General features: G+C 66.1%; 18 protein-coding genes. 8 read left to right on the top strand and 10 right to left on the bottom strand.

Translation table 11 applies throughout. The annotated features are described in order from the left end of the window. Positions 1–35 precede the first annotated feature (35 nt). The 3 genes from IEX33_RS15615 to IEX33_RS15605 all read right to left on the bottom strand — a co-directional run bounded on the left by IEX33_RS15615 (position 36) and on the right by IEX33_RS15605 (position 1,388). Positions 36–413 carry a hypothetical protein gene (locus tag IEX33_RS15615; RefSeq protein WP_188731659.1) on the bottom strand — a complete coding sequence of 126 codons (378 nt, stop codon included), beginning with the start codon at positions 411–413 and terminating at the stop codon, positions 36–38. 119 nt (positions 414–532) lie between these two features. Then, complete coding sequence (locus IEX33_RS15610; protein WP_188731658.1) at positions 533–856, bottom strand: J domain-containing protein; 324 nt, start codon at positions 854–856, stop codon at positions 533–535. Between the two features lie 106 nt (positions 857–962). Further along, on the bottom strand, positions 963–1,388 hold the full coding sequence (locus tag IEX33_RS15605) for an Hsp20/alpha crystallin family protein (protein ID WP_188731766.1): 426 nt from the start codon (positions 1,386–1,388) through the stop codon (positions 963–965). A gap of 138 nt (positions 1,389–1,526) precedes the next feature. Here IEX33_RS15605 and IEX33_RS15600 point away from each other — a divergent pair, with 138 nt between their 5' ends. Further along, complete coding sequence (locus IEX33_RS15600) at positions 1,527–1,847, top strand: MerR family transcriptional regulator (protein WP_188731655.1); 321 nt, start codon at positions 1,527–1,529, stop codon at positions 1,845–1,847. A 45-nt stretch (positions 1,848–1,892) separates the two neighbouring features. On the opposite strand, the gene IEX33_RS15595 is transcribed toward IEX33_RS15600, so the two are convergent. After that, positions 1,893–2,693: a phosphatase PAP2 family protein gene (locus tag IEX33_RS15595; RefSeq protein ID WP_377090636.1), complete on the bottom strand. Its 801-nt coding sequence runs from the start codon at positions 2,691–2,693 to the stop codon at positions 1,893–1,895. 147 nt (positions 2,694–2,840) lie between these two features. On the opposite strand from IEX33_RS15595, the gene IEX33_RS15590 reads away from it, so the two are divergent. Further along, a complete protein-coding gene (locus tag IEX33_RS15590) occupies positions 2,841–3,968 on the top strand; it encodes a DNA alkylation repair protein (protein WP_188731653.1) in 1,128 nt (375 codons plus the stop codon). Here IEX33_RS15590 and IEX33_RS15585 read toward each other — a convergent pair. Both IEX33_RS15585 and IEX33_RS15580 read right to left on the bottom strand, forming a co-directional pair. Continuing rightward, positions 3,965–4,837, bottom strand: coding sequence for an NAD-dependent epimerase/dehydratase family protein (locus IEX33_RS15585; RefSeq protein ID WP_188731651.1), 873 nt, complete (start codon positions 4,835–4,837; stop codon positions 3,965–3,967). The two genes, IEX33_RS15590 and IEX33_RS15585, sit on opposite strands and share 4 nt — an antisense overlap. Positions 4,838–4,871: 34 nt before the next feature. Then, complete coding sequence (locus IEX33_RS15580) at positions 4,872–5,465, bottom strand: adenylate kinase (RefSeq protein ID WP_188731650.1); 594 nt, start codon at positions 5,463–5,465, stop codon at positions 4,872–4,874. Positions 5,466–5,765: 300 nt separating this feature from the next. On the opposite strand from IEX33_RS15580, the gene IEX33_RS15575 reads away from it, so the two are divergent. The 6 genes from IEX33_RS15575 to IEX33_RS15550 all read left to right on the top strand — a co-directional run bounded on the left by IEX33_RS15575 (position 5,766) and on the right by IEX33_RS15550 (position 11,899). After that, positions 5,766–6,509 (top strand): GAF and ANTAR domain-containing protein, encoded by a 744-nt coding sequence (locus IEX33_RS15575; protein WP_174177296.1) that lies wholly within the window; start codon positions 5,766–5,768, stop codon positions 6,507–6,509. A gap of 64 nt (positions 6,510–6,573) precedes the next feature. Beyond that, positions 6,574–7,566: a phosphodiester glycosidase family protein gene (locus tag IEX33_RS15570; RefSeq protein WP_188731648.1), complete on the top strand. Its 993-nt coding sequence runs from the start codon at positions 6,574–6,576 to the stop codon at positions 7,564–7,566. Positions 7,567–7,574: 8 nt separating this feature from the next. Further along, positions 7,575–8,684 carry a GtrA family protein gene (locus IEX33_RS15565; RefSeq protein ID WP_188731647.1) on the top strand — a complete coding sequence of 370 codons (1,110 nt, stop codon included), beginning with the start codon at positions 7,575–7,577 and terminating at the stop codon, positions 8,682–8,684. Between the two features lie 75 nt (positions 8,685–8,759). Beyond that, the gene (locus IEX33_RS15560; protein ID WP_229675410.1) at positions 8,760–9,440 is read left to right on the top strand and encodes a DUF4956 domain-containing protein; all 681 of its coding nucleotides are present in this window, start codon (positions 8,760–8,762) and stop codon (positions 9,438–9,440) included. Continuing rightward, positions 9,437–10,225: a polyphosphate polymerase domain-containing protein gene (locus tag IEX33_RS15555; RefSeq protein WP_188731645.1), complete on the top strand. Its 789-nt coding sequence runs from the start codon at positions 9,437–9,439 to the stop codon at positions 10,223–10,225. Before IEX33_RS15560 ends, IEX33_RS15555 begins: the two co-directional genes overlap by 4 nt. Before the next feature lie 39 nt (positions 10,226–10,264). Continuing rightward, positions 10,265–11,899, top strand: coding sequence for a carbohydrate-binding domain-containing protein (locus IEX33_RS15550; protein WP_188731643.1), 1,635 nt, complete (start codon positions 10,265–10,267; stop codon positions 11,897–11,899). A 215-nt stretch (positions 11,900–12,114) separates the two neighbouring features. Here the strand turns inward: IEX33_RS15550 and IEX33_RS15545 are convergent, their stop codons facing one another. From IEX33_RS15545 to IEX33_RS15530, 4 genes are all read right to left on the bottom strand, one after another. Beyond that, positions 12,115–12,951, bottom strand: a complete 837-nt coding sequence (locus IEX33_RS15545) for an alpha/beta fold hydrolase (RefSeq protein ID WP_188731642.1) — start codon at positions 12,949–12,951, stop codon at positions 12,115–12,117. A gap of 132 nt (positions 12,952–13,083) precedes the next feature. After that, positions 13,084–13,281 (bottom strand): hypothetical protein, encoded by a 198-nt coding sequence (locus tag IEX33_RS15540; protein ID WP_188731640.1) that lies wholly within the window; start codon positions 13,279–13,281, stop codon positions 13,084–13,086. 273 nt (positions 13,282–13,554) lie between these two features. Then, positions 13,555–14,739: a fatty acid desaturase family protein gene (locus tag IEX33_RS15535; RefSeq protein WP_188731638.1), complete on the bottom strand. Its 1,185-nt coding sequence runs from the start codon at positions 14,737–14,739 to the stop codon at positions 13,555–13,557. A gap of 13 nt (positions 14,740–14,752) precedes the next feature. Then, complete coding sequence (locus tag IEX33_RS15530) at positions 14,753–15,850, bottom strand: ferredoxin reductase (protein ID WP_188731636.1); 1,098 nt, start codon at positions 15,848–15,850, stop codon at positions 14,753–14,755. Positions 15,851–16,037 lie beyond the last annotated feature (187 nt).

Here is a 16,037-nt window from a genome sequence, read left to right as displayed (position 1 = left end):
CGGTGCCCGCCGCCGCGCCTCTTCCAGGTGGCAAGCTACTGGGAGCCGAACAGGAACTCCTTGGCGTGGGCCACCGCTTTCCGGAAGGCGTCGTTCCGGAGCGTCGCCAGGTGCTCGGTTTCCCCCTCGGCAGGTTCCAGGTAGCCCGTATAGCCGGGCCGCAGCACCCAGATGTCGCCCGCGGGCGGAAGGTAGAAAACGCCAAAGGACCGCTGCTGCTTCTCGTCCGTAGTCCATACCGGCACAACGGCCAGCGCTGCGCCCGTGGCGGGGTTGATCCATTGCGCACGGGGCAGCGGCTGCTCATGCGCTTCAGGGTCCAGGAAGGGAGCAGTTCCGGCACCCCAGCGCTGTTCAAAGCGCTCGTGGAATGCCGGAATCAGGTGTGAATCGTATCGGCGCCAGTCGCTCATCCGGTTCTCCGCCTCCTCGCGGTGTTGTTGTTGTGTTCCATTCCCCGTTCCGTTCCCCGTTCCGTTCCCCGCGGGACGCAGTGCCAGGACCGCTGTCAGGCCCAGTGACGGGACCGCTGTCAGGCCCAGGGCCCGCTTTCCCAGCGCACCGGCGTGATCCTGATGATGGGGTCCGGAGACCCGCCGGGGCTGCGCACCTTCCGGACGGGAACGGACTGTCCGGCAGCGCCGGCCCTTTGCTTGTCATAGGCGGCGCGCCTCTCAGGATCCCGGAGGACGTTGTAGGCCTGCATGATCATCAGTAACTCACCTTCCGGGGAGGTACCGCCGTCCACATCCGGGTGGTGGCTGCGCATCAGGGCCCGGTAGGCGCGCGAGATTTCCTGTTGAGTGGCGTGCGGCTGGACCCGCAGGGTGTCGTAGTAGTCGGGGCTTGTTGTCATGGTGGCCCTTTTCCGCTCTGCCGGCGTCCGCATCCGGCGGACGCCGGCAGAAAGAATGCCGCGCGCGGGCAACCGTGAAGAGGTTCCCCGCGCCGGCCGGCTGTGGCTAGGTTCCGATCTGGTGCTTCTCGCTTTGCTGCGTCTGGATCTCGATCCTGCGCGGCTTTGCCTTTTCCGCCACCGGTATCCGCAGGGTCAGGACGCCCTGCTCGTAGCTGGCCTTGATGTTGTCAGTGTCCAGCGTGTCACCGAGGATCAGCTGCCGGCTGAAGACGCCGCGGGGACGTTCGGAGGCCACCAGTTCCACGTTGGGCTGGGTGGGGTCCTTGCGCTCCGCCCTGACGGTGAGGACGTTGCGTTCAACGTTCAGGTCCAAGGTATCCATCTTCACGCCAGGCAGGTCGAAGGCCACCACAAACTCGCCGTCTTCCTGCCAGGCGTCCATGGGCATGGCAGCCGGCCGGGCAGCGGTTCCAAGGACCTGCTGCGTGAGCCGGTCCAGCTCACGGAACGGGTCCGTGCGCATCAACATCATTTCCCACTCCTTCAGCTTCAGTAGGTGTTTCACGTGTGCCATATCCACCGCCCTTAATCTATGGTGATGAATATAGATTTTTTATAGCACTCGTGGGAAACTGAAGCAAGACCCCGGACGGATACTGGAGAACTGATGGCGGAACAGGACGCGGGACGGGAAACCGGCCCCAGCAGCAGCCGCGCGCTGTACGCCATCTCCGTGGCGGCGAAGCTGGCTGGAACGGGCCAGCAGAACATCCGGCTCTACGAGACCAAGGGCCTGCTGACGCCGTCGCGGACGTCCGGCGGCACCCGCCAGTACAGTGATGACGACATCGCTGTCCTGCTGCGGATCGGTGAACTCCTGGAACAGGGCCTCAACCTGGCGGGCGTGGCCAAGGTGCTGGAACTTGAGGCGGCCAACAGCAAGCTGCACCGCGCCCTCAAAAGGGCCAGGTCCCGGCCGCCGGGCTGAGGGGCCGGGCTGAGGGGCCGGTGGACAGTTCAGTCCCGGGGCCAGTCAATCCCGGGGCAAGTCCGCCTTGGACAATTCACCGGTGATCCGCTCCCCGGGAACACGGGCGGTGCGCCACGTGTCCAGGGCAATGACCCCGCCCAGGATGACCAGGGAGAGGGACAACGAAGCGAGGGCGTCGCTGAGCCAGTGGTATCCCAGGTACAGCCTGCTCAGGGCGGCAAGCACAATGCCGATCCCGGCCCCCACGAAACCGAGAACGGCCGCTTTGGTGTTGCTGTGCCGGGAGAACACCAGGAAGGCGCCAACCAGGAGGAAGTCGCAGGCCCCCAGGACATGCCCCGACGGGAACGAAAACGTATGGTCGATCCCGAACAGCATTTGCTCCACTGGCGGCCGCGAGCGCTGGACGATCCGCAGGATGACCTGGGAAATGATGACGCCGGTGACCATCGCCGACGCCAGCAGGATGGGACGCCAGGCATGTTTCGCGGCGAATCCCCACCACAGGATGACCACCAGGACAATGATGGGCAGGGCAACCGGACCGAAGACCACGGCGAGGAAAATCATGAAGGCCGTGCCGGCGTCGGACCTCATCCCCAGGAGCCAGTCGCGGACCGGCACATCTGCCGCCGAGAGGCCGTCCGCCTGCAGCACGCTGACCAGCGTGGCGATGAACAGCGCAGCCCCCGCCACCACCAGGATGATGGCCGCCCGGTACAGCCCGCGCCGGTCGGCGGGGTCCATGAAGCGCTCCTCCACCACGAACTTGTCGTGGAAGGCCCGCCACCTGCCGTGGCTCCGGCTGGTGGCTCCGGAGCCTGCTGAATCCTGATGTCGCACTGTGATGCCCGTCCTGCTCCGTTGAGATTTTCCTAGGGGAAGAGTATCCCGCGCGCACCGTGCAGGTGCGGTTTGGCCGCGGTATCTTCTTCACGACGGCCAGCAGCACCTGCGCGGCGCGTTCAGCACTGGCGGTAGCCTGACTCCATGGGTGCAATGAACGAACTGATTGACGCTGCCGCCGTTCATTCCGCCGCGGCCATCCTCACGGAGGCCGCTCCCGGTGTGCGGTGGGTCCGGACACGCGCCACCGCCTCCCTGCTGGGGGACCTGAACCTGCGCGCCAGGACTGATCTTGTGGCGCAGGCGCTGCAGGAGGATGCATTGAGCGTCCCCGGGGCGGGATATCCGACGGCGGCGGGCAGCTTCCGTGCAGCACTGCGGTTTCCGGAGTTCACCGGCTGGATCCTGTGGCCGGTGTCAGAGGCTGCTGCCGCCCTTGCCGTGGATTCCGGCGCCGCGGAGGACTTTGACGACGCCCTGGCCCTGCTGGCGGAACTGACGCCAAGGCTCACCGGCGAATTTGCCATCCGCCGCCTGCTGCGACACGACCCGGACCGGGCCCTGGCCGCCGCCCTGGAATGGACGTCCCACCCGGATGAGCATGTCCGCCGCCTGGCGAGTGAGGGAACCCGCCCCTACCTGCCATGGGCGGTGCGCGAGCCCGGCCTCGTGGAGCGGCCCGAAGCCACCCTTCCCGTCCTCACCGCGCTGTATCGGGACCCCTCGGAGTACGTGCGGCGGTCCGTAGCCAATCACCTCAATGACCTTGCCCGGCACGCACCCGGCCCCGTAGTGGCCACGGCAAGGGCGTGGTTGTCCGCAGCTGACGGCAACACGGGATGGGTGGTGCGGCATGGTCTCCGCACGCTCATCAAGAAGGGCCATCCGGAGGCGCTGGAGCTGCTCGGTTTTACACCGGCGCAGGTGGCGGTGTCCGGGCCCCACCTGGACCGGGAGGTCCTGACCCTGCCCGGTGAGCTGACGTTCTCCTTCGAGATCGCCAATACCGGCGCGCGCGATGCGCGCCTGGCAGTGGATTATCTGGTCCACTACCGCAAGGCCAATGGCAGCCAGTCCGCCAAGGTTTTCAAAGTGTCAACGCTCACCCTTGCCCCGGGTGAGACGCGGAGCCTCTCCAAACGCCATGCTTTCAGGCAGATGACCACCAGGGTGCACCACCCGGGCCTGCACGCCCTGGAGCTGCAAGTCAACGGTGCGGTGCATGGGCGCGCCGAGTTCCTGCTCGAAACCGGCAGTGCGGTCAGCAGCTAGCGTGGCGAGCCGCCTGCGGGGTCCTGCCAGTGGTCCCGCCAGGTGTGCTCGGGCTCAAAGCCGAGCAGCCGGCGTGCCTTGTCGATGGACAGCATGGTTTCGTGGTCGCCCAACTCCTTGACCACCTTGACGCCGGGGAACACTTCCGCGGCCAGGCTGGCACTTGACCGGCTCATGACGGTATCCGCGTTGGCGATGATGAACGCCTCGAATCCCGGCTTCCCGTTGTCGAGGGCGCGGACCACCGCCTGGGCCCCGTCCCGGCCGTCGATGTAGCCCCACAGGTTCCATTTCCGGAGGGTTGCGTCGGAGTCGAAGGATGGGAACTTTTCGTAGTCTTCCACGTCCATGACGTTGGAGAACCGCAGCCCCACGATACTCAGTTCCGGGTCCCAGCGCGTCAGTTCAGCAGCCATCTGCTCTTCCAGGTGCTTCACCAGGGAGTAGGTGCTTTCCGGCCGCGCCGGGTACTCCTCGTCCACGGGGATGTAGGGCGGGTCGACGTCGAACGGCAGTCCCAGCACCGTCTCGCTGGAGGCGTACACCACCTTCTTGATGCCCGCGCGGCGCGCCGCCTGGAAGACGTTGTAGGTGGACAGCATGTTGTTTTCGAAGGTGGCGGCATCGGGAATGATGCCCGGGGCGGGGATGGCACCGAGGTGTACTACGGCGTCAAAACCGTCATGCCTGTCGTCCACTCCCAGCAGCACGTCCAGGACCTGGCCGTAGTTCCGCAGGTCCACCACAACCAGTCCGGGACTGCGGCTGCCTTCGCGGTCCAGGTTGAGGACCTGGTGGCCGTCCTCCGTGAGCCTGCGGACCACGTGCCGTCCAAGTTTTCCGCTACCGCCGGTGACCGCAATTCTCATCAGGTTGTCCTTTACGTTGGTGGCTTGCGCCGGTTCAGGCGCCGGGGCGCGGGGAAGCCAGGAACTTTTCGACGGCGGCGATCGCCAGTTCGGTGATGTCGCCGGGATCTCCGCTGCCGTCCACGGAAACGAGCATTCCACGGCCGGCGTAGACCGAGACTACTTCATGCGTCTCGCGGTGGTAGAGATCCAGGCGGCGCCGGAACACGTCCACCGTGTCATCCGCGCGGCCCTGCTCCGCGGCACGCCGCAGCATCCGCTGCTCCAGGACGGCGTCGGGGGCGGTCAGCTCAATGACCACATCCAGCGCAAACCCCTGGGACACGAGCATGTTGTCCAGCTCCGCTACCTGCGGTGCCGTGCGCGGATAGCCGTCCAGCAGGAAGCCCGCCTGCAGGCCGCTGTCCTGCAGGCGGTCCTTGACCATCGCGTTGGTGAGGTGGTCCGGGACAAAATCGCCGTCGTCGAGATAGCCGGCAGCCTGGTTTCCCAGCTCCGTCCCCTCGTTGACGTTGGTCCGGAAAATCTCTCCGGTGGAAAGCGTGGGAACGCCGAAGTGCCGGGCCAGGTGTTCCGCCTGCGTTCCCTTGCCGGAGCCCGGCGGACCGATGATGAGCAGCCTGGTCATGTCCTGTCCCTCTTCCTGCCCCAGCGGGGCCTGCCAGCCGCCGGTTCCGGGGGTCAGGCGCCGGGAGCTCCGGCGCCTGCTTCATTCTGCCGGTAACTCCCCGGCCGGCGCCAGAGAGCCTGCACCCGTATGTGTCAAAGTGACCATTTCCCCCGCCGGAGGATGTATATACTTCTGGATATCGGTTTAGCAGCAGGCCGTTGGAAAGTTCCTCGATCCAGCGACCTTCACAGCCTGCCCGCACCGCGGGGGGATGCTGGAAGTTGCCGGGTTGTCCTGAGCGAATGGCACCAAGAAACCGTGGCCAGCGAGTCAACAGCAAAAACTGATACATCCATTACCGAGCACCTGCATGAACTGGTCCTCAACAGCTCTGATGTTGAGGACTTCCTCAACGAGTTGGCACAGGTGTCCGCACGCAACCTTTCCGAGCCCGGCGATGAGATCATGTGCGCCATCACCCTCCTGCGGCAGCGCAAGGCCGCTACCGTTGCGAGCAGCAGCCCGGATGCGAAGGCCATTGCGCACCTCGAGTACGAGTTCAGCGAAACGCCGAGCCTGACGGCGTCCGCCGCCCAGGAGAGCATCCACGTCCCAGACGCCCGCGACGACGGCCGCTGGCCCGAATACTCCTCGGCCGTGCTCGCCCAGGGCATCCGCTCCGTCCTCGCGCTGCCCTTCCAGTTGGAGGGCGGGACGAAGGCTGCCCTGCTGCTGTACTCGCGCCGGCCACACCGTTTCGAGCCGCGCATCCTTGAATTCGCCGAAGACTTCGTGGGCCAGACGTCCCTGGCCCTGCGCCTGGCGGTGCGCTTTGCCCACTACAGCGAGACTGCGGCGAACCTCCGCGCCACACTGGAGTCCCGGACGGTGATCGACATGGCCGTGGGCATCATCATGGCCCAGAACCGGTGCAGCCAGCAGGACGCCTTCGAGATCCTGAAAACGGCCTCCAGCACCCGCAACTCGAAGCTTCATGACGTTGCCGCAGCTGTGGTGAATTCGCTGGGCCAAGGGCCGGCACGCACGCACTACGACGGCTAGTTTTCACAGGCCCCTCATATATCCGGCAAATCCCCCTGCCAGCTTGCCTCCCTAGAAATGGGGCATGACTCCGCAACAGACCAGAGAACGTAAACCCGGCCGCGCCCGGCGGGCCATCACCGCCGGGGCCGTGGCCCTCACCCTTTCCGCCGGGGGCGCCACGGCCTGGGCACTGGACCGGTTCGTGGTCCAGCACGTCGAGATCGCCGACGTCTCAGCCTACGAAGCCAGCCAGGCAGGCAGCAGTTCCGGGACTTCCACAAACACTTCCACCGGCACCGTGCCCGGGTCCGGCGGCACCGCCGTCACCACGGACACCTCCTACGTCTCCGGCTCCTCCAACATCAGCATCTCCACGGTGACCACCGGCAGCGCCGACGACACCGTTACGTACTACGTTGCCGACGTCGTGCTCGATGATGCCACCACCCTCCAGTCCGCCTTCGCCAACGACAGCTTCGGCGAGAACATCACCGAAACCACCTCTGCCATTGCCGAGGCCAACAGCGCGGTTTTCGCCATCAACGGCGACTATTACGGCTTCCGGGACACCGGCATCGTGATCCGCAACGGCGTGGTGTTCCGCGACGAGGGCGCGCGGCAGGGCCTGGCGTTCTACCGCGACGGCACCGTCCAGGTCTATGACGAAACCACCACCACGGCCGGGCAACTGGTCGCCGAAGGCGTCTGGAACACACTGTCCTTCGGCCCGTCCCTACTGGACAACGGAGAGGTGGCCGAGGGCATCGAGGACGTCGAAGTGGACACCAACTTCGGCAACCACTCCATCCAGGGCGAACAGCCCCGCACCGCCGTCGGCATCATCGACGACAACCACCTCGTCTTCGTGGTGGTGGACGGCCGCAGCCCCGGCTACAGCGCCGGCGTCACCATGACCGGCCTCGCCGGCATCATGCAGAACCTCGGCGCCACCACGGCGTACAACATCGACGGCGGTGGTTCCTCCACCATGTACTTCAACGGCGGACTGGTGAACAACCCGCTGGGCGGGGACAGGGAACGCGGCACCTCCGACATCCTCTACATCGCGCAGTAGGTCCGGCCATGATCATCCTGATCCCGGCCTACGAGCCGGACGTGCAGCTTCCCGCCCTGATCCGCTCCATCCGCCAGGCGGAACCGTGGCTTCCCATCGTGGTGGTGGATGACGGCAGCGGCCCGGAGTACCGGGACGTGTTCGACGCCGTCAGGGACCTTGGGTGCCATGTGATCAGTTACGGGCGGAACAGGGGAAAGGGCTTCGCCCTCAAGTCCGGGCTGGGCTTCATAGCGGACAACCTGCCCGGCCACGACGTGGTGTGCGCCGACAGCGACGGCCAGCACCGGACGACGGACGTCCTCCGGGTGGCCCATTCCCTCCGGGATAACCGGGCGGGGCAGGGCTGGTCCATGATGGTGCTGGGCAGCAGGAAGTTCGCCGGCGACGTCCCGGCGCGCAGCCGGTTCGGCAACACCGCAACGAAGCTGCTCTTCACCCTGGCCACCGGCGAGCGCATTCCCGATACCCAGACCGGCCTCCGCGGCTACCCCGCCGCCATGATCCCCTGGCTCCGGTCCGTCCGCGGCGACCGGTACGAATACGAGCTGAACCTGCTGCTGGAAGCCCGTAACGCCGGCTATGCCATCCGTTCGGTGGACATCGCCACGGTGTACCTGGACCACAATTCAGGTTCCCACTTCCGTCCGCTGGCCGACTCGGTGCGGATCTACGCCCCGCTGCTGAAGTTCCTGGCCTCGTCCTTCACGGCGTTCCTGGTGGACACCGTGCTGTTCGTGCTGCTCACGCTGCTGATCGACTCCCTGCTCCTGGCTGTGCTGGGGGCCAGGGCGGTGAGTTCCGCCGTGAACTTCATGGTGAACCGGCGCATCGTCTTTGACCACGGCAGGGACAGGCCGGCCGGCACCACCGGCGCCCGCTACTTCAGCCTCGCCGCCCTGCTGCTTGCCGCCAACTTCGGCCTCATCTGGGCCCTGGAAGGCGCCGGGCTGCTGGTGCTTCCGGCCAAGATCCTGGCCGAAGTTATCCTGCTGGGCATCAGTTTTGTGGTGCAGCAGCGCTTCCTTTTCACGGCACAGGCACGCGGAAAGGCAGCCGGCAAAACGTCCCGCACCGGCCCCAGGGAACCGTCAGCCAGCACTCATATACCCGGCTAGGTTCCGTCACAGCACCCGCACAGTTTGGGCGGGCATCGTGAATACCAGCCCACCGAAGACATCCCGGAGAATCCCATGAACCCCCTTATTTTCATCCTCGCCGACCTGGCAGCCATCAGCATCCTGACCTTCGCCCTCTACCTCCGCCGCCACCGCCGCCGCGACCTGGTGGTGTCCTACCTGGGCATGAACGTGGGCGTCCTCGCCGTGGCCACAGCGCTCTCGGGTTCCGCCGCCGGGCTTGGCCTGGGACTGGGCCTGTTCGGGGTCCTGTCCATCATCCGGCTCCGCTCCACCGAGCTGGCCCAGCACGAGGTGGCCTACTACTTCTCAGCCCTGGCCCTTGGCCTGATCGCCGGCCTGGGGATTGAGCCCCTCTGGCTGACCGGTTCACTGATGGCACTGATCCTGCTGGTGATGTTCGTGGGAGACCACCCACGGGTCCTGCCGGCCCACCGCCACCAGACCGTCATCCTGGACCGCGCCATTGCCGAGGACGGCGAACTCTACGCCCGGTTGGAAGAGGTTCTCCACGGCAGGGTCCACTCCGCCACCATCCAGGAACTGGACCTTGTGAACGACAAGACCATCGTGGATGTCCGTTACGCCTACTCCCCCGCAGCCTTCGCTGCAGCCGTCACGGCCCTGCCGGCGCCGCGGCACACGGAGCCTGCCCCCATGGAACCTGCCTCCCTTCAACCTGTCGCCGGAGAACCAGCCACCGCCCGCCTGACAACCACTGCAGGTGCCGCATGAGCATCCCCACAACGGCCGCCGTCGTCAGCAACCTCCGTTCCCTCCGGCCCGTCGGGCTGGAGGAGCTCAATGCCGAAGCCGCACTCCAGACCCGGGTGGACCGCAAATACGTGGTCCCGGCAGGGCTTGCGGGCCAGCTCCTCGCCACGTTCCGCGCCGACGTCCGCGTCCTGGAGATCAACGGCGTCAGCAGCTTCGCTTACGACTCCGTCTACTTCGACACCGCCGGCCTGGACAGCTACCTCCTGGCAGCCCACGGCCGCCGGCGCAGGTACAAGATCCGCACCCGGACCTACGTGGACAGCGCGGTGAGCTTCCTGGAGGTGAAAACCGAAGGCGCCCGGGAAGCAACGGTCAAGGAACGCATCCCGTACCTTCCCGAGGACCGCGCCCGGCTCACTGCCGAAGGCCTGGAATACGTCCGCGAAACGCTCACCGCGGCCGTGGGTTCAGTGCCCCCAGGCCGCCTCCACCCGGTCCTGGAAACCCGCTACCACCGGACCACGCTCTACCTGCCGGAGTCCGGGAGCCGCGCCACCATCGACACGGACGTGACCTGGCAGCGTCCCGGCCAGGCTGCTTGGGTGCTCGATCATGCGGTGATCCTGGAGACCAAGTCGGGCTCCACGGCCGGGCCGCTGGACCGGCATTTGTGGGCACACGGCGTCCGCCCCTCCCGGATCTCAAAATTCGCCACCGGCATGGCCGCCCTGTGCCCGGACCTGCCCGCAAACCGCTGGAACCGGACGCTGCGCCGCAGCCTCTCCCTCCGGCCCGCAGCCTGACCACATCTCCCCCCCCCGATTTCACCTGAAGGAAAAACCATGAAAAGCTTCCGCACACACCTGTCCGTCACCGCGCTCGCCCTCGCCCTCGGCCTGGCGGGCTGCTCCGTGGGCGGCACGACTCCCACCGGGGTTTCGGCCGTCAGCAGTTCGGCCTCCACCACCAGCGCGGGCACTGCCGCCTCCACTGCCTCCACCGGCACTGCCGAGGCCGTCTCGTTGGACGCCCTCGCAGAAGACACCCACTACGACGCCGACGACCTCACCTGGGATGCCGCCTCCGAAGTAGCCGTGACGCTGGCGGACGGTGCCAGCACTGCCGCCGCCGGCACGTCGTCGTCCGCTGTCAAGGTCGACGGCGACACCGTCACCATCACCGCCGCCGGCACCTACCGCCTCAGCGGCTCCCTGTCCGACGGGCAGGTGGTGGTGGCTGCCGGTGAAGAAGACGTGGTCCGCATCATCCTTGACGGGGCAGCCATCACCAGCTCCACGGGGTCCCCGTTCGTGGTGCAGGGCGCGAACGAGGCCATCGTCTACCTCGAGGACGGAACCACCAACTCCCTCAGCGACGCCTCCACCTACGCCGACCAGGGCACGGACGCCCCCAACGCAGCCTTGTACTCCATGGCCGACCTCACGGTCGCCGGCACCGGATCCCTCACCGTAGACGGCAACTCCAACGACGGCATCTCCTCGAAAGACGGCCTGGTCCTTGCCGCCGGCACCGTGACGGTGGACGCAGCGGACGACGGCATCGTCGGCAAGGACTACGCGGTGCTCCTGGACGGCGCCTACCAGGTGGCAGCGGGCGACGACGGCTTCAAGGCCGACAACGAGGAGGACGAGGGACGCGGCTGGGTCCTGGTCAACGGCGGCACCCTGGGCGTCAGCGCCGGGGACGACGGCATCAAGGCCTTCAACACGCTCACCATCGCGGCAGGCACCACCACGGTGGAGGAATCGGAGGAAGGCCTCGAGGCCCAGCACATCATCATGACCGGCGGCACCGCCACCGTCACCGCCAACGACGACGGCGTGAACGCCTCAGGCGGCAGCACAGGTTCCAGCACCACCGCCGAAGGCGGAATGGGCGGCGGCATGGGAGGAGGCATGGGTGGCGGGGAGATGGCCGTGGGCGACTACACCGTGGACGTCAGCGGCGGCCTGCTGACCATCAACTCACAGGGCGACGGCCTGGACTCCAACGGCAACGCCAGCATCTCCGGCGGCACCGTGGTGGTCAACGGCCCCACGAACGACGGCAACGGGGCGCTTGACGTCAACGGTGAACTGGTGGTCACAGGCGGAACCTTGGCCGCCGCGGGCAGCGCGGGTATGGCGGTCACACCGGGTGCCTCCTCCACGCAGTCCGGCGTGCAGGTGACCCTTGATTCGTCCATTCCCGCCGGCACCGTAGTCCAGATCGCCGACTCCTCCGGCACCGTGGTGGCTGCATTCGTCACCACCAAGGCCGCAGCCTCGCTGGTGTTCTCCTCCGCGGCCATCAGCGACGGCGCGGAATACACGGTCTACACCGGCGGCACGGCAACGGTCAGCGCGGGCCTCGGTGAAGGGTCGCTCGACGGCGCCTCGGAGCAGGGTACGGTCACCGCCGGAGAATATACCGCAGCGCAGGGCCCCGGCGGCGGAGGCGGCGGCCCCCGCTGGTAAACCCCCAACCCTCGCTCACCTAACGCAACGTATCCTCAGACGCTCACTCACTTAACGCAACGATTCCCCCAACGCTCTCTCACTTAACGCAACGATTCCCCCAACGCTCTCCCACTTAACGCACCGTTTTCCCCAACGCTCCTTCACGTCCGGCGGCGGCAGTCATGCCGCCGCCGGACGTTTTACCTGTGCTGGACGAGCGGGGAGAGCAGCCGCTATTTGGCGAGGAAGCGCAGGAGCGCTTCGTTCACTTCGGCGGCGTGCGTCCACAGCAGGCCGTGCGGGGCACCTTCGATTTCCACATAGTCGGCAGCGGGCAGTGCCTTGGCGAACAGCCGGCCGGTGGAGTCGATGGGCAGGATATTGTCCGCGGTGCCGTGGAGGATGAGCGCGGGAACGTCGATCTTGGGGATGTCGTCCCGGAAGTCGGTCAGCCATGTGGGCTGGGCTGCCACCGAGGCGGTGGCCCCAGCGCTGGACGCCGTATTCCAGCTGGCATCTACGGCTTCCTGGCTGAGGCGGGGCGTGCCCAGGAAAGTATCGGAGTTATAGAAGTTCTTGAAGAACTCGGTAAAGAAGGCGTACCGGTCTGCGGTGACTGCTTCCGTCAGCCCGTCGAAGACCTCCTGCGGGACGCCGTCCGGGTTGTCATCGGTCTTAAGCAGGAACGGTTCCAGGGAGCCGAGGAAGGCTGCCCGCGCCACCCGCGCGGAGCCGTACGTGCCCAGGTAACGGCCCACCTCTCCGGTCCCCATGGAGAAGCCCACCAGAACGACGTCGGTCAGGTCCAGTGTTGTCAGTATGGTGTTGAGGTCGGCAGCGAAGGTGTCGTAGTCGTAGCCCTCGGTGGTCTTGCTGGATTTCCCGAAGCCGCGCCGGTCGTACGTGATGACACGGTAGCCCGCGTCCAGGAGGGCAACCGTCTGCTTTTCCCAGGAGGAACCGTCCAAGGGGTAGCCGTGGATCAGGACGACGGGCTGGCCGGAGCCGTGGTCTTCGTAGTATAGCTCGATATCAGTGCTGTTTTCGGTTCCAACGGTGATGAAGGCCATCGCGGCGGGTCCTTTCGAGACTGTGGGATCGATGCGGCCGGGAGGGTGCCGCGGCCGCGCAGTACCTACTCTAGGGCGGTCCACCGCCCAGTCCAGTCTTCCCCGCGTGGGTTGGTTGCAAGGCCGGCCCTGCTACGGGGAGGGTTGCGGAAGTTCGCAGGAAATCTGGGGATTTGCTCCCATGTAGTTCAGGGGTCCGGCAGCGATGGTGACGGCAATTGTTCCGGCCTCCGCGCAGTTGCCGGGTGCGGCGCCGAAATAGCCGCGCTGCCAGGCGGCTACACCGCCAATAATGAGCCAGATAACGATGAGTGCTCCGAGAATCCGCATGATTCCTCCGTTGGCCGCCGCGGCTGTGGAATCAATTATGCGCAGCCTGCCCCGGGTGCGCGAGAGGGTTCCAGGGAAGGTGAGAGAGCGTCCGCCGGGAACCTGTAGGGAGTGAGAGAGCGTCCGCCGGGAACCTGTAGGGAGTGAGAGAGCGTCAGGTGAAACTTTGCGTTAAGTGAGAGAGCGTCGGTGGGGACAGAAAAGCACCTCCGGTCCCGGGGAAAATCCCGGAACCGGAGGTGCTTTCAGTGCTTTGGACAGGCGGTGCGGTTGTTAAGCCGTGGCCGTCTTGCCGGGGAGTGCCAGCTTGAAGATCTTGCCCCAGGTGGATCCGACCTGCTTCAGCAGCGGCCCGGTGGTGTACTTCAAACCGTAGCGCTGGCAGATCTCACGGACCTTGGGCGCCACCTCGGCGTACCGGTTGGAGGGCAGGTCCGGGAAGAGGTGGTGCTCGATCTGGTGCGAGAGGTTACCGGTCATGATGTGCATGAACTTCGACCCGGAGATGTTGGCGGAGCCGATCATCTGGCGGATGTACCAGTCGCCGCGGGTTTCGCCTTCCGCCATTTCCTCCGTGAAGGTGTCCGTGCCTTCGGGGAAGTGTCCGCAGAAGATCACGGCGTGGGCCCAGACGTTGCGCACGGCGTTGGCAGTCAGCGTGCCGTAAAGGGCCTGCTTGCCGGAGCCGGTCAGCATGGCTACGGCCGGGGTTGCGGCGTAGTCCTTGGTGAACTGGGTGACAACCTTCTTGCCGAGGGCCTTGAGGTCCTTGAGCAGCGCTTCCTTGGACTTCTTGCCTTCCTTGAACTCCGTGAGCTCAAGGTCGTAGATGGCGATGCCCCACTCGAAGAGCGGCGCCAGGATGGCGTTGAACAGCGGGTTGGCCAGGTTAATGGGCTTCCATGGCTGCTGTTCGTCCATCCGCAGGAGGTTGTATCCGACGTCGTTGTCCTTGCCCACCACGTTGGTCCAGCGGTGGTGGAGGTCGTTGTGGGTGTGCTGCCACGAGCGTGAGGGGGTGACGAAGTCCCACTCCCACGTGGTGGAGTGGATGTCCGGGTCCCGCATCCAGTCCCACTGGCCGTGCAGGACGTTGTGCCCGATTTCCATGTTTTCCAGGATCTTGGCCAGGCTCAGCAGCGTGGTTCCGGTGACCCAGGCAGCCTTGTTCTTGCTGACCAGCAACGCGGCACGGCCGGAGATCTCCAGGCCACGCTGGATCTTGATCACGCGGCGGATATAGGCGGCGTCTGCCGCCCCGCGCTTGCCGAGGATCTCGTCGCGGATGGCGTCGAGTTCCCGCCCAAGTTCCGCCACCTGCTCGTCGGTCAGGTGGGCGGCGGCCGGCGGCCGGACGGTGGGGCTGCCGGACTCGGCCAGCTTTCCGGGGCGCGTCCTTGACCCTCCGGTCGGCTTGCCTTCGGCGGGTGTGGTTTTGCTCGGTGAAATTACAGTCATACCGTGATGCTCCTCAGATTTCGAGGTTGACGGGTCCGGCGGCTGCCGAGACACACGTTTGGATCAGTTGGCCGGGTTCGCCGTGGACTTCCCCGGTGCGGAGGTCGCGGACCTGGCCGGACAGAAGTGGGGTCAGGCAGCTGTGGCAGATGCCCATACGGCAGCCGCTGGGCATCAGTACCCCGGCGTCCTCACCCACGTCCAGGATGGGGGTGTCGCCGTCGGCTTCCACCTCCCGGTCGGAGGCCTCAAAGGTGACCAGTCCGCCGTCGTGCCCCACACCGGCGTCGAACGTGGTGTTGAACCGTTCAATCATGAGGTTGCCGGCGCCGCCGGCGACCGCCACATCGGAGCCGGGCGCGGCAGTGGTGAGCGCCGCGCGCTTCCACAACGCCTCGGCGTCGTCCAGGAAGCTGTCCGGGCCGCAGGCGTAGGCTGAACGTTCTTTCCAGTCAGGGCAGATCTCGTCCAGCTGGGAGGTGTTGGTGAGGTCCATGCGGCCCTGCTCGCCAGTGAACCAGTGGGCCAGGCGGAAGTTGGGGAACTGGTCCGCCAATTCGGCAAGTTCCTCGCGGAAGAGGCTGTCGCCTGGCGTGCGGGCGGAGTGGACCAGCACGACGTCGGCATCCGGACGCCGCGGGACGAGCGTACGGATCATGGACATCACAGGAGTGATGCCGCTGCCTGCGGTCACCATCAGCAGGGGCCGCGGGTGCTCGGGGAGGACGAAGTCTCCTTGCGGCGGAGCCAGGAACAGGACGTCACCGGGCTTGGTGGTGCGGACCAGTGTGCCGGACACGGCACCGACGTCCGTGACCGTGATGGCGGGGTCTTTGCCGGCGGGGGCGCTAAGGGAATAGGAGCGCCAGTGGCGGACGCCGTCGAGTTCGACGCCGATGCGCGCCCACTGGCCTGCCAGGTGCGAGTGCCAGCCACGGCCGGGCCGGAAAAAGATCGTGGCAGATTGCGCCGTCTCCTGCACAACGCGCGTGACGACGCCACGAAGCTGCCGCGCAGAATAGACGGGATTGAACAGAGCTAAGATGTCCTCCGGCGACAAGGGCGTAGTGAGGACAGTGGCCGCTTGGGCCAACTGGCGTAACCGGATCATGCGATTAAGCCTAGAGCGGCGCGAGCCATGTTTCTCTCTCTCCGTCATATGACCGTTCCGCAGTCACGCTGTAATGGTGGCGCTAAGCCCCCCAAGCCGCACTCTAAGAGTAACGGTTGGAAGACGCGGATCGTTCCAGATATTTCAGTAAGCTTGCTTATTATATCGCGGAAATGCTGCTGACGGG

The organism is Pseudarthrobacter scleromae (assembly GCF_014644515.1).
Taxonomy (GTDB): Bacteria; Actinomycetota; Actinomycetes; order Actinomycetales; family Micrococcaceae; genus Arthrobacter; species Arthrobacter scleromae.
Note: the sequence above shows the minus strand (reverse complement) of the source record. Positions and strands in the feature narration are given on the sequence as shown.

What these genes read in the sequence shown, in the direction of transcription:
- IEX33_RS15615 (WP_188731659.1), bottom strand. Translation starts at nt 413, where the DNA reads ATGAGCGACTGGCGCCGATACGATTCACACCTGATTCCGGCATTCCAC.
- IEX33_RS15610 (WP_188731658.1), bottom strand. Translation starts at nt 856, where the DNA reads ATGACAACAAGCCCCGACTACTACGACACCCTGCGGGTCCAGCCGCAC.
- IEX33_RS15605 (WP_188731766.1), bottom strand. Translation starts at nt 1,388, where the DNA reads ATGTTGATGCGCACGGACCCGTTCCGTGAGCTGGACCGGCTCACGCAG.
- IEX33_RS15600 (WP_188731655.1), top strand. Translation starts at nt 1,527, where the DNA reads ATGGCGGAACAGGACGCGGGACGGGAAACCGGCCCCAGCAGCAGCCGC.
- IEX33_RS15590 (WP_188731653.1), top strand. Translation starts at nt 2,841, where the DNA reads ATGGGTGCAATGAACGAACTGATTGACGCTGCCGCCGTTCATTCCGCC.
- IEX33_RS15585 (WP_188731651.1), bottom strand. Translation starts at nt 4,837, where the DNA reads ATGAGAATTGCGGTCACCGGCGGTAGCGGAAAACTTGGACGGCACGTG.
- IEX33_RS15580 (WP_188731650.1), bottom strand. Translation starts at nt 5,465, where the DNA reads ATGACCAGGCTGCTCATCATCGGTCCGCCGGGCTCCGGCAAGGGAACG.
- IEX33_RS15570 (WP_188731648.1), top strand. Translation starts at nt 6,574, where the DNA reads ATGACTCCGCAACAGACCAGAGAACGTAAACCCGGCCGCGCCCGGCGG.
- IEX33_RS15565 (WP_188731647.1), top strand. Translation starts at nt 7,575, where the DNA reads ATGATCATCCTGATCCCGGCCTACGAGCCGGACGTGCAGCTTCCCGCC.
- IEX33_RS15560 (WP_229675410.1), top strand. Translation starts at nt 8,760, where the DNA reads ATGAACCCCCTTATTTTCATCCTCGCCGACCTGGCAGCCATCAGCATC.
- IEX33_RS15555 (WP_188731645.1), top strand. Translation starts at nt 9,437, where the DNA reads ATGAGCATCCCCACAACGGCCGCCGTCGTCAGCAACCTCCGTTCCCTC.
- IEX33_RS15550 (WP_188731643.1), top strand. Translation starts at nt 10,265, where the DNA reads ATGAAAAGCTTCCGCACACACCTGTCCGTCACCGCGCTCGCCCTCGCC.
- IEX33_RS15545 (WP_188731642.1), bottom strand. Translation starts at nt 12,951, where the DNA reads ATGGCCTTCATCACCGTTGGAACCGAAAACAGCACTGATATCGAGCTA.
- IEX33_RS15540 (WP_188731640.1), bottom strand. Translation starts at nt 13,281, where the DNA reads ATGCGGATTCTCGGAGCACTCATCGTTATCTGGCTCATTATTGGCGGT.
- IEX33_RS15535 (WP_188731638.1), bottom strand. Translation starts at nt 14,739, where the DNA reads ATGACTGTAATTTCACCGAGCAAAACCACACCCGCCGAAGGCAAGCCG.
- IEX33_RS15530 (WP_188731636.1), bottom strand. Translation starts at nt 15,850, where the DNA reads ATGATCCGGTTACGCCAGTTGGCCCAAGCGGCCACTGTCCTCACTACG.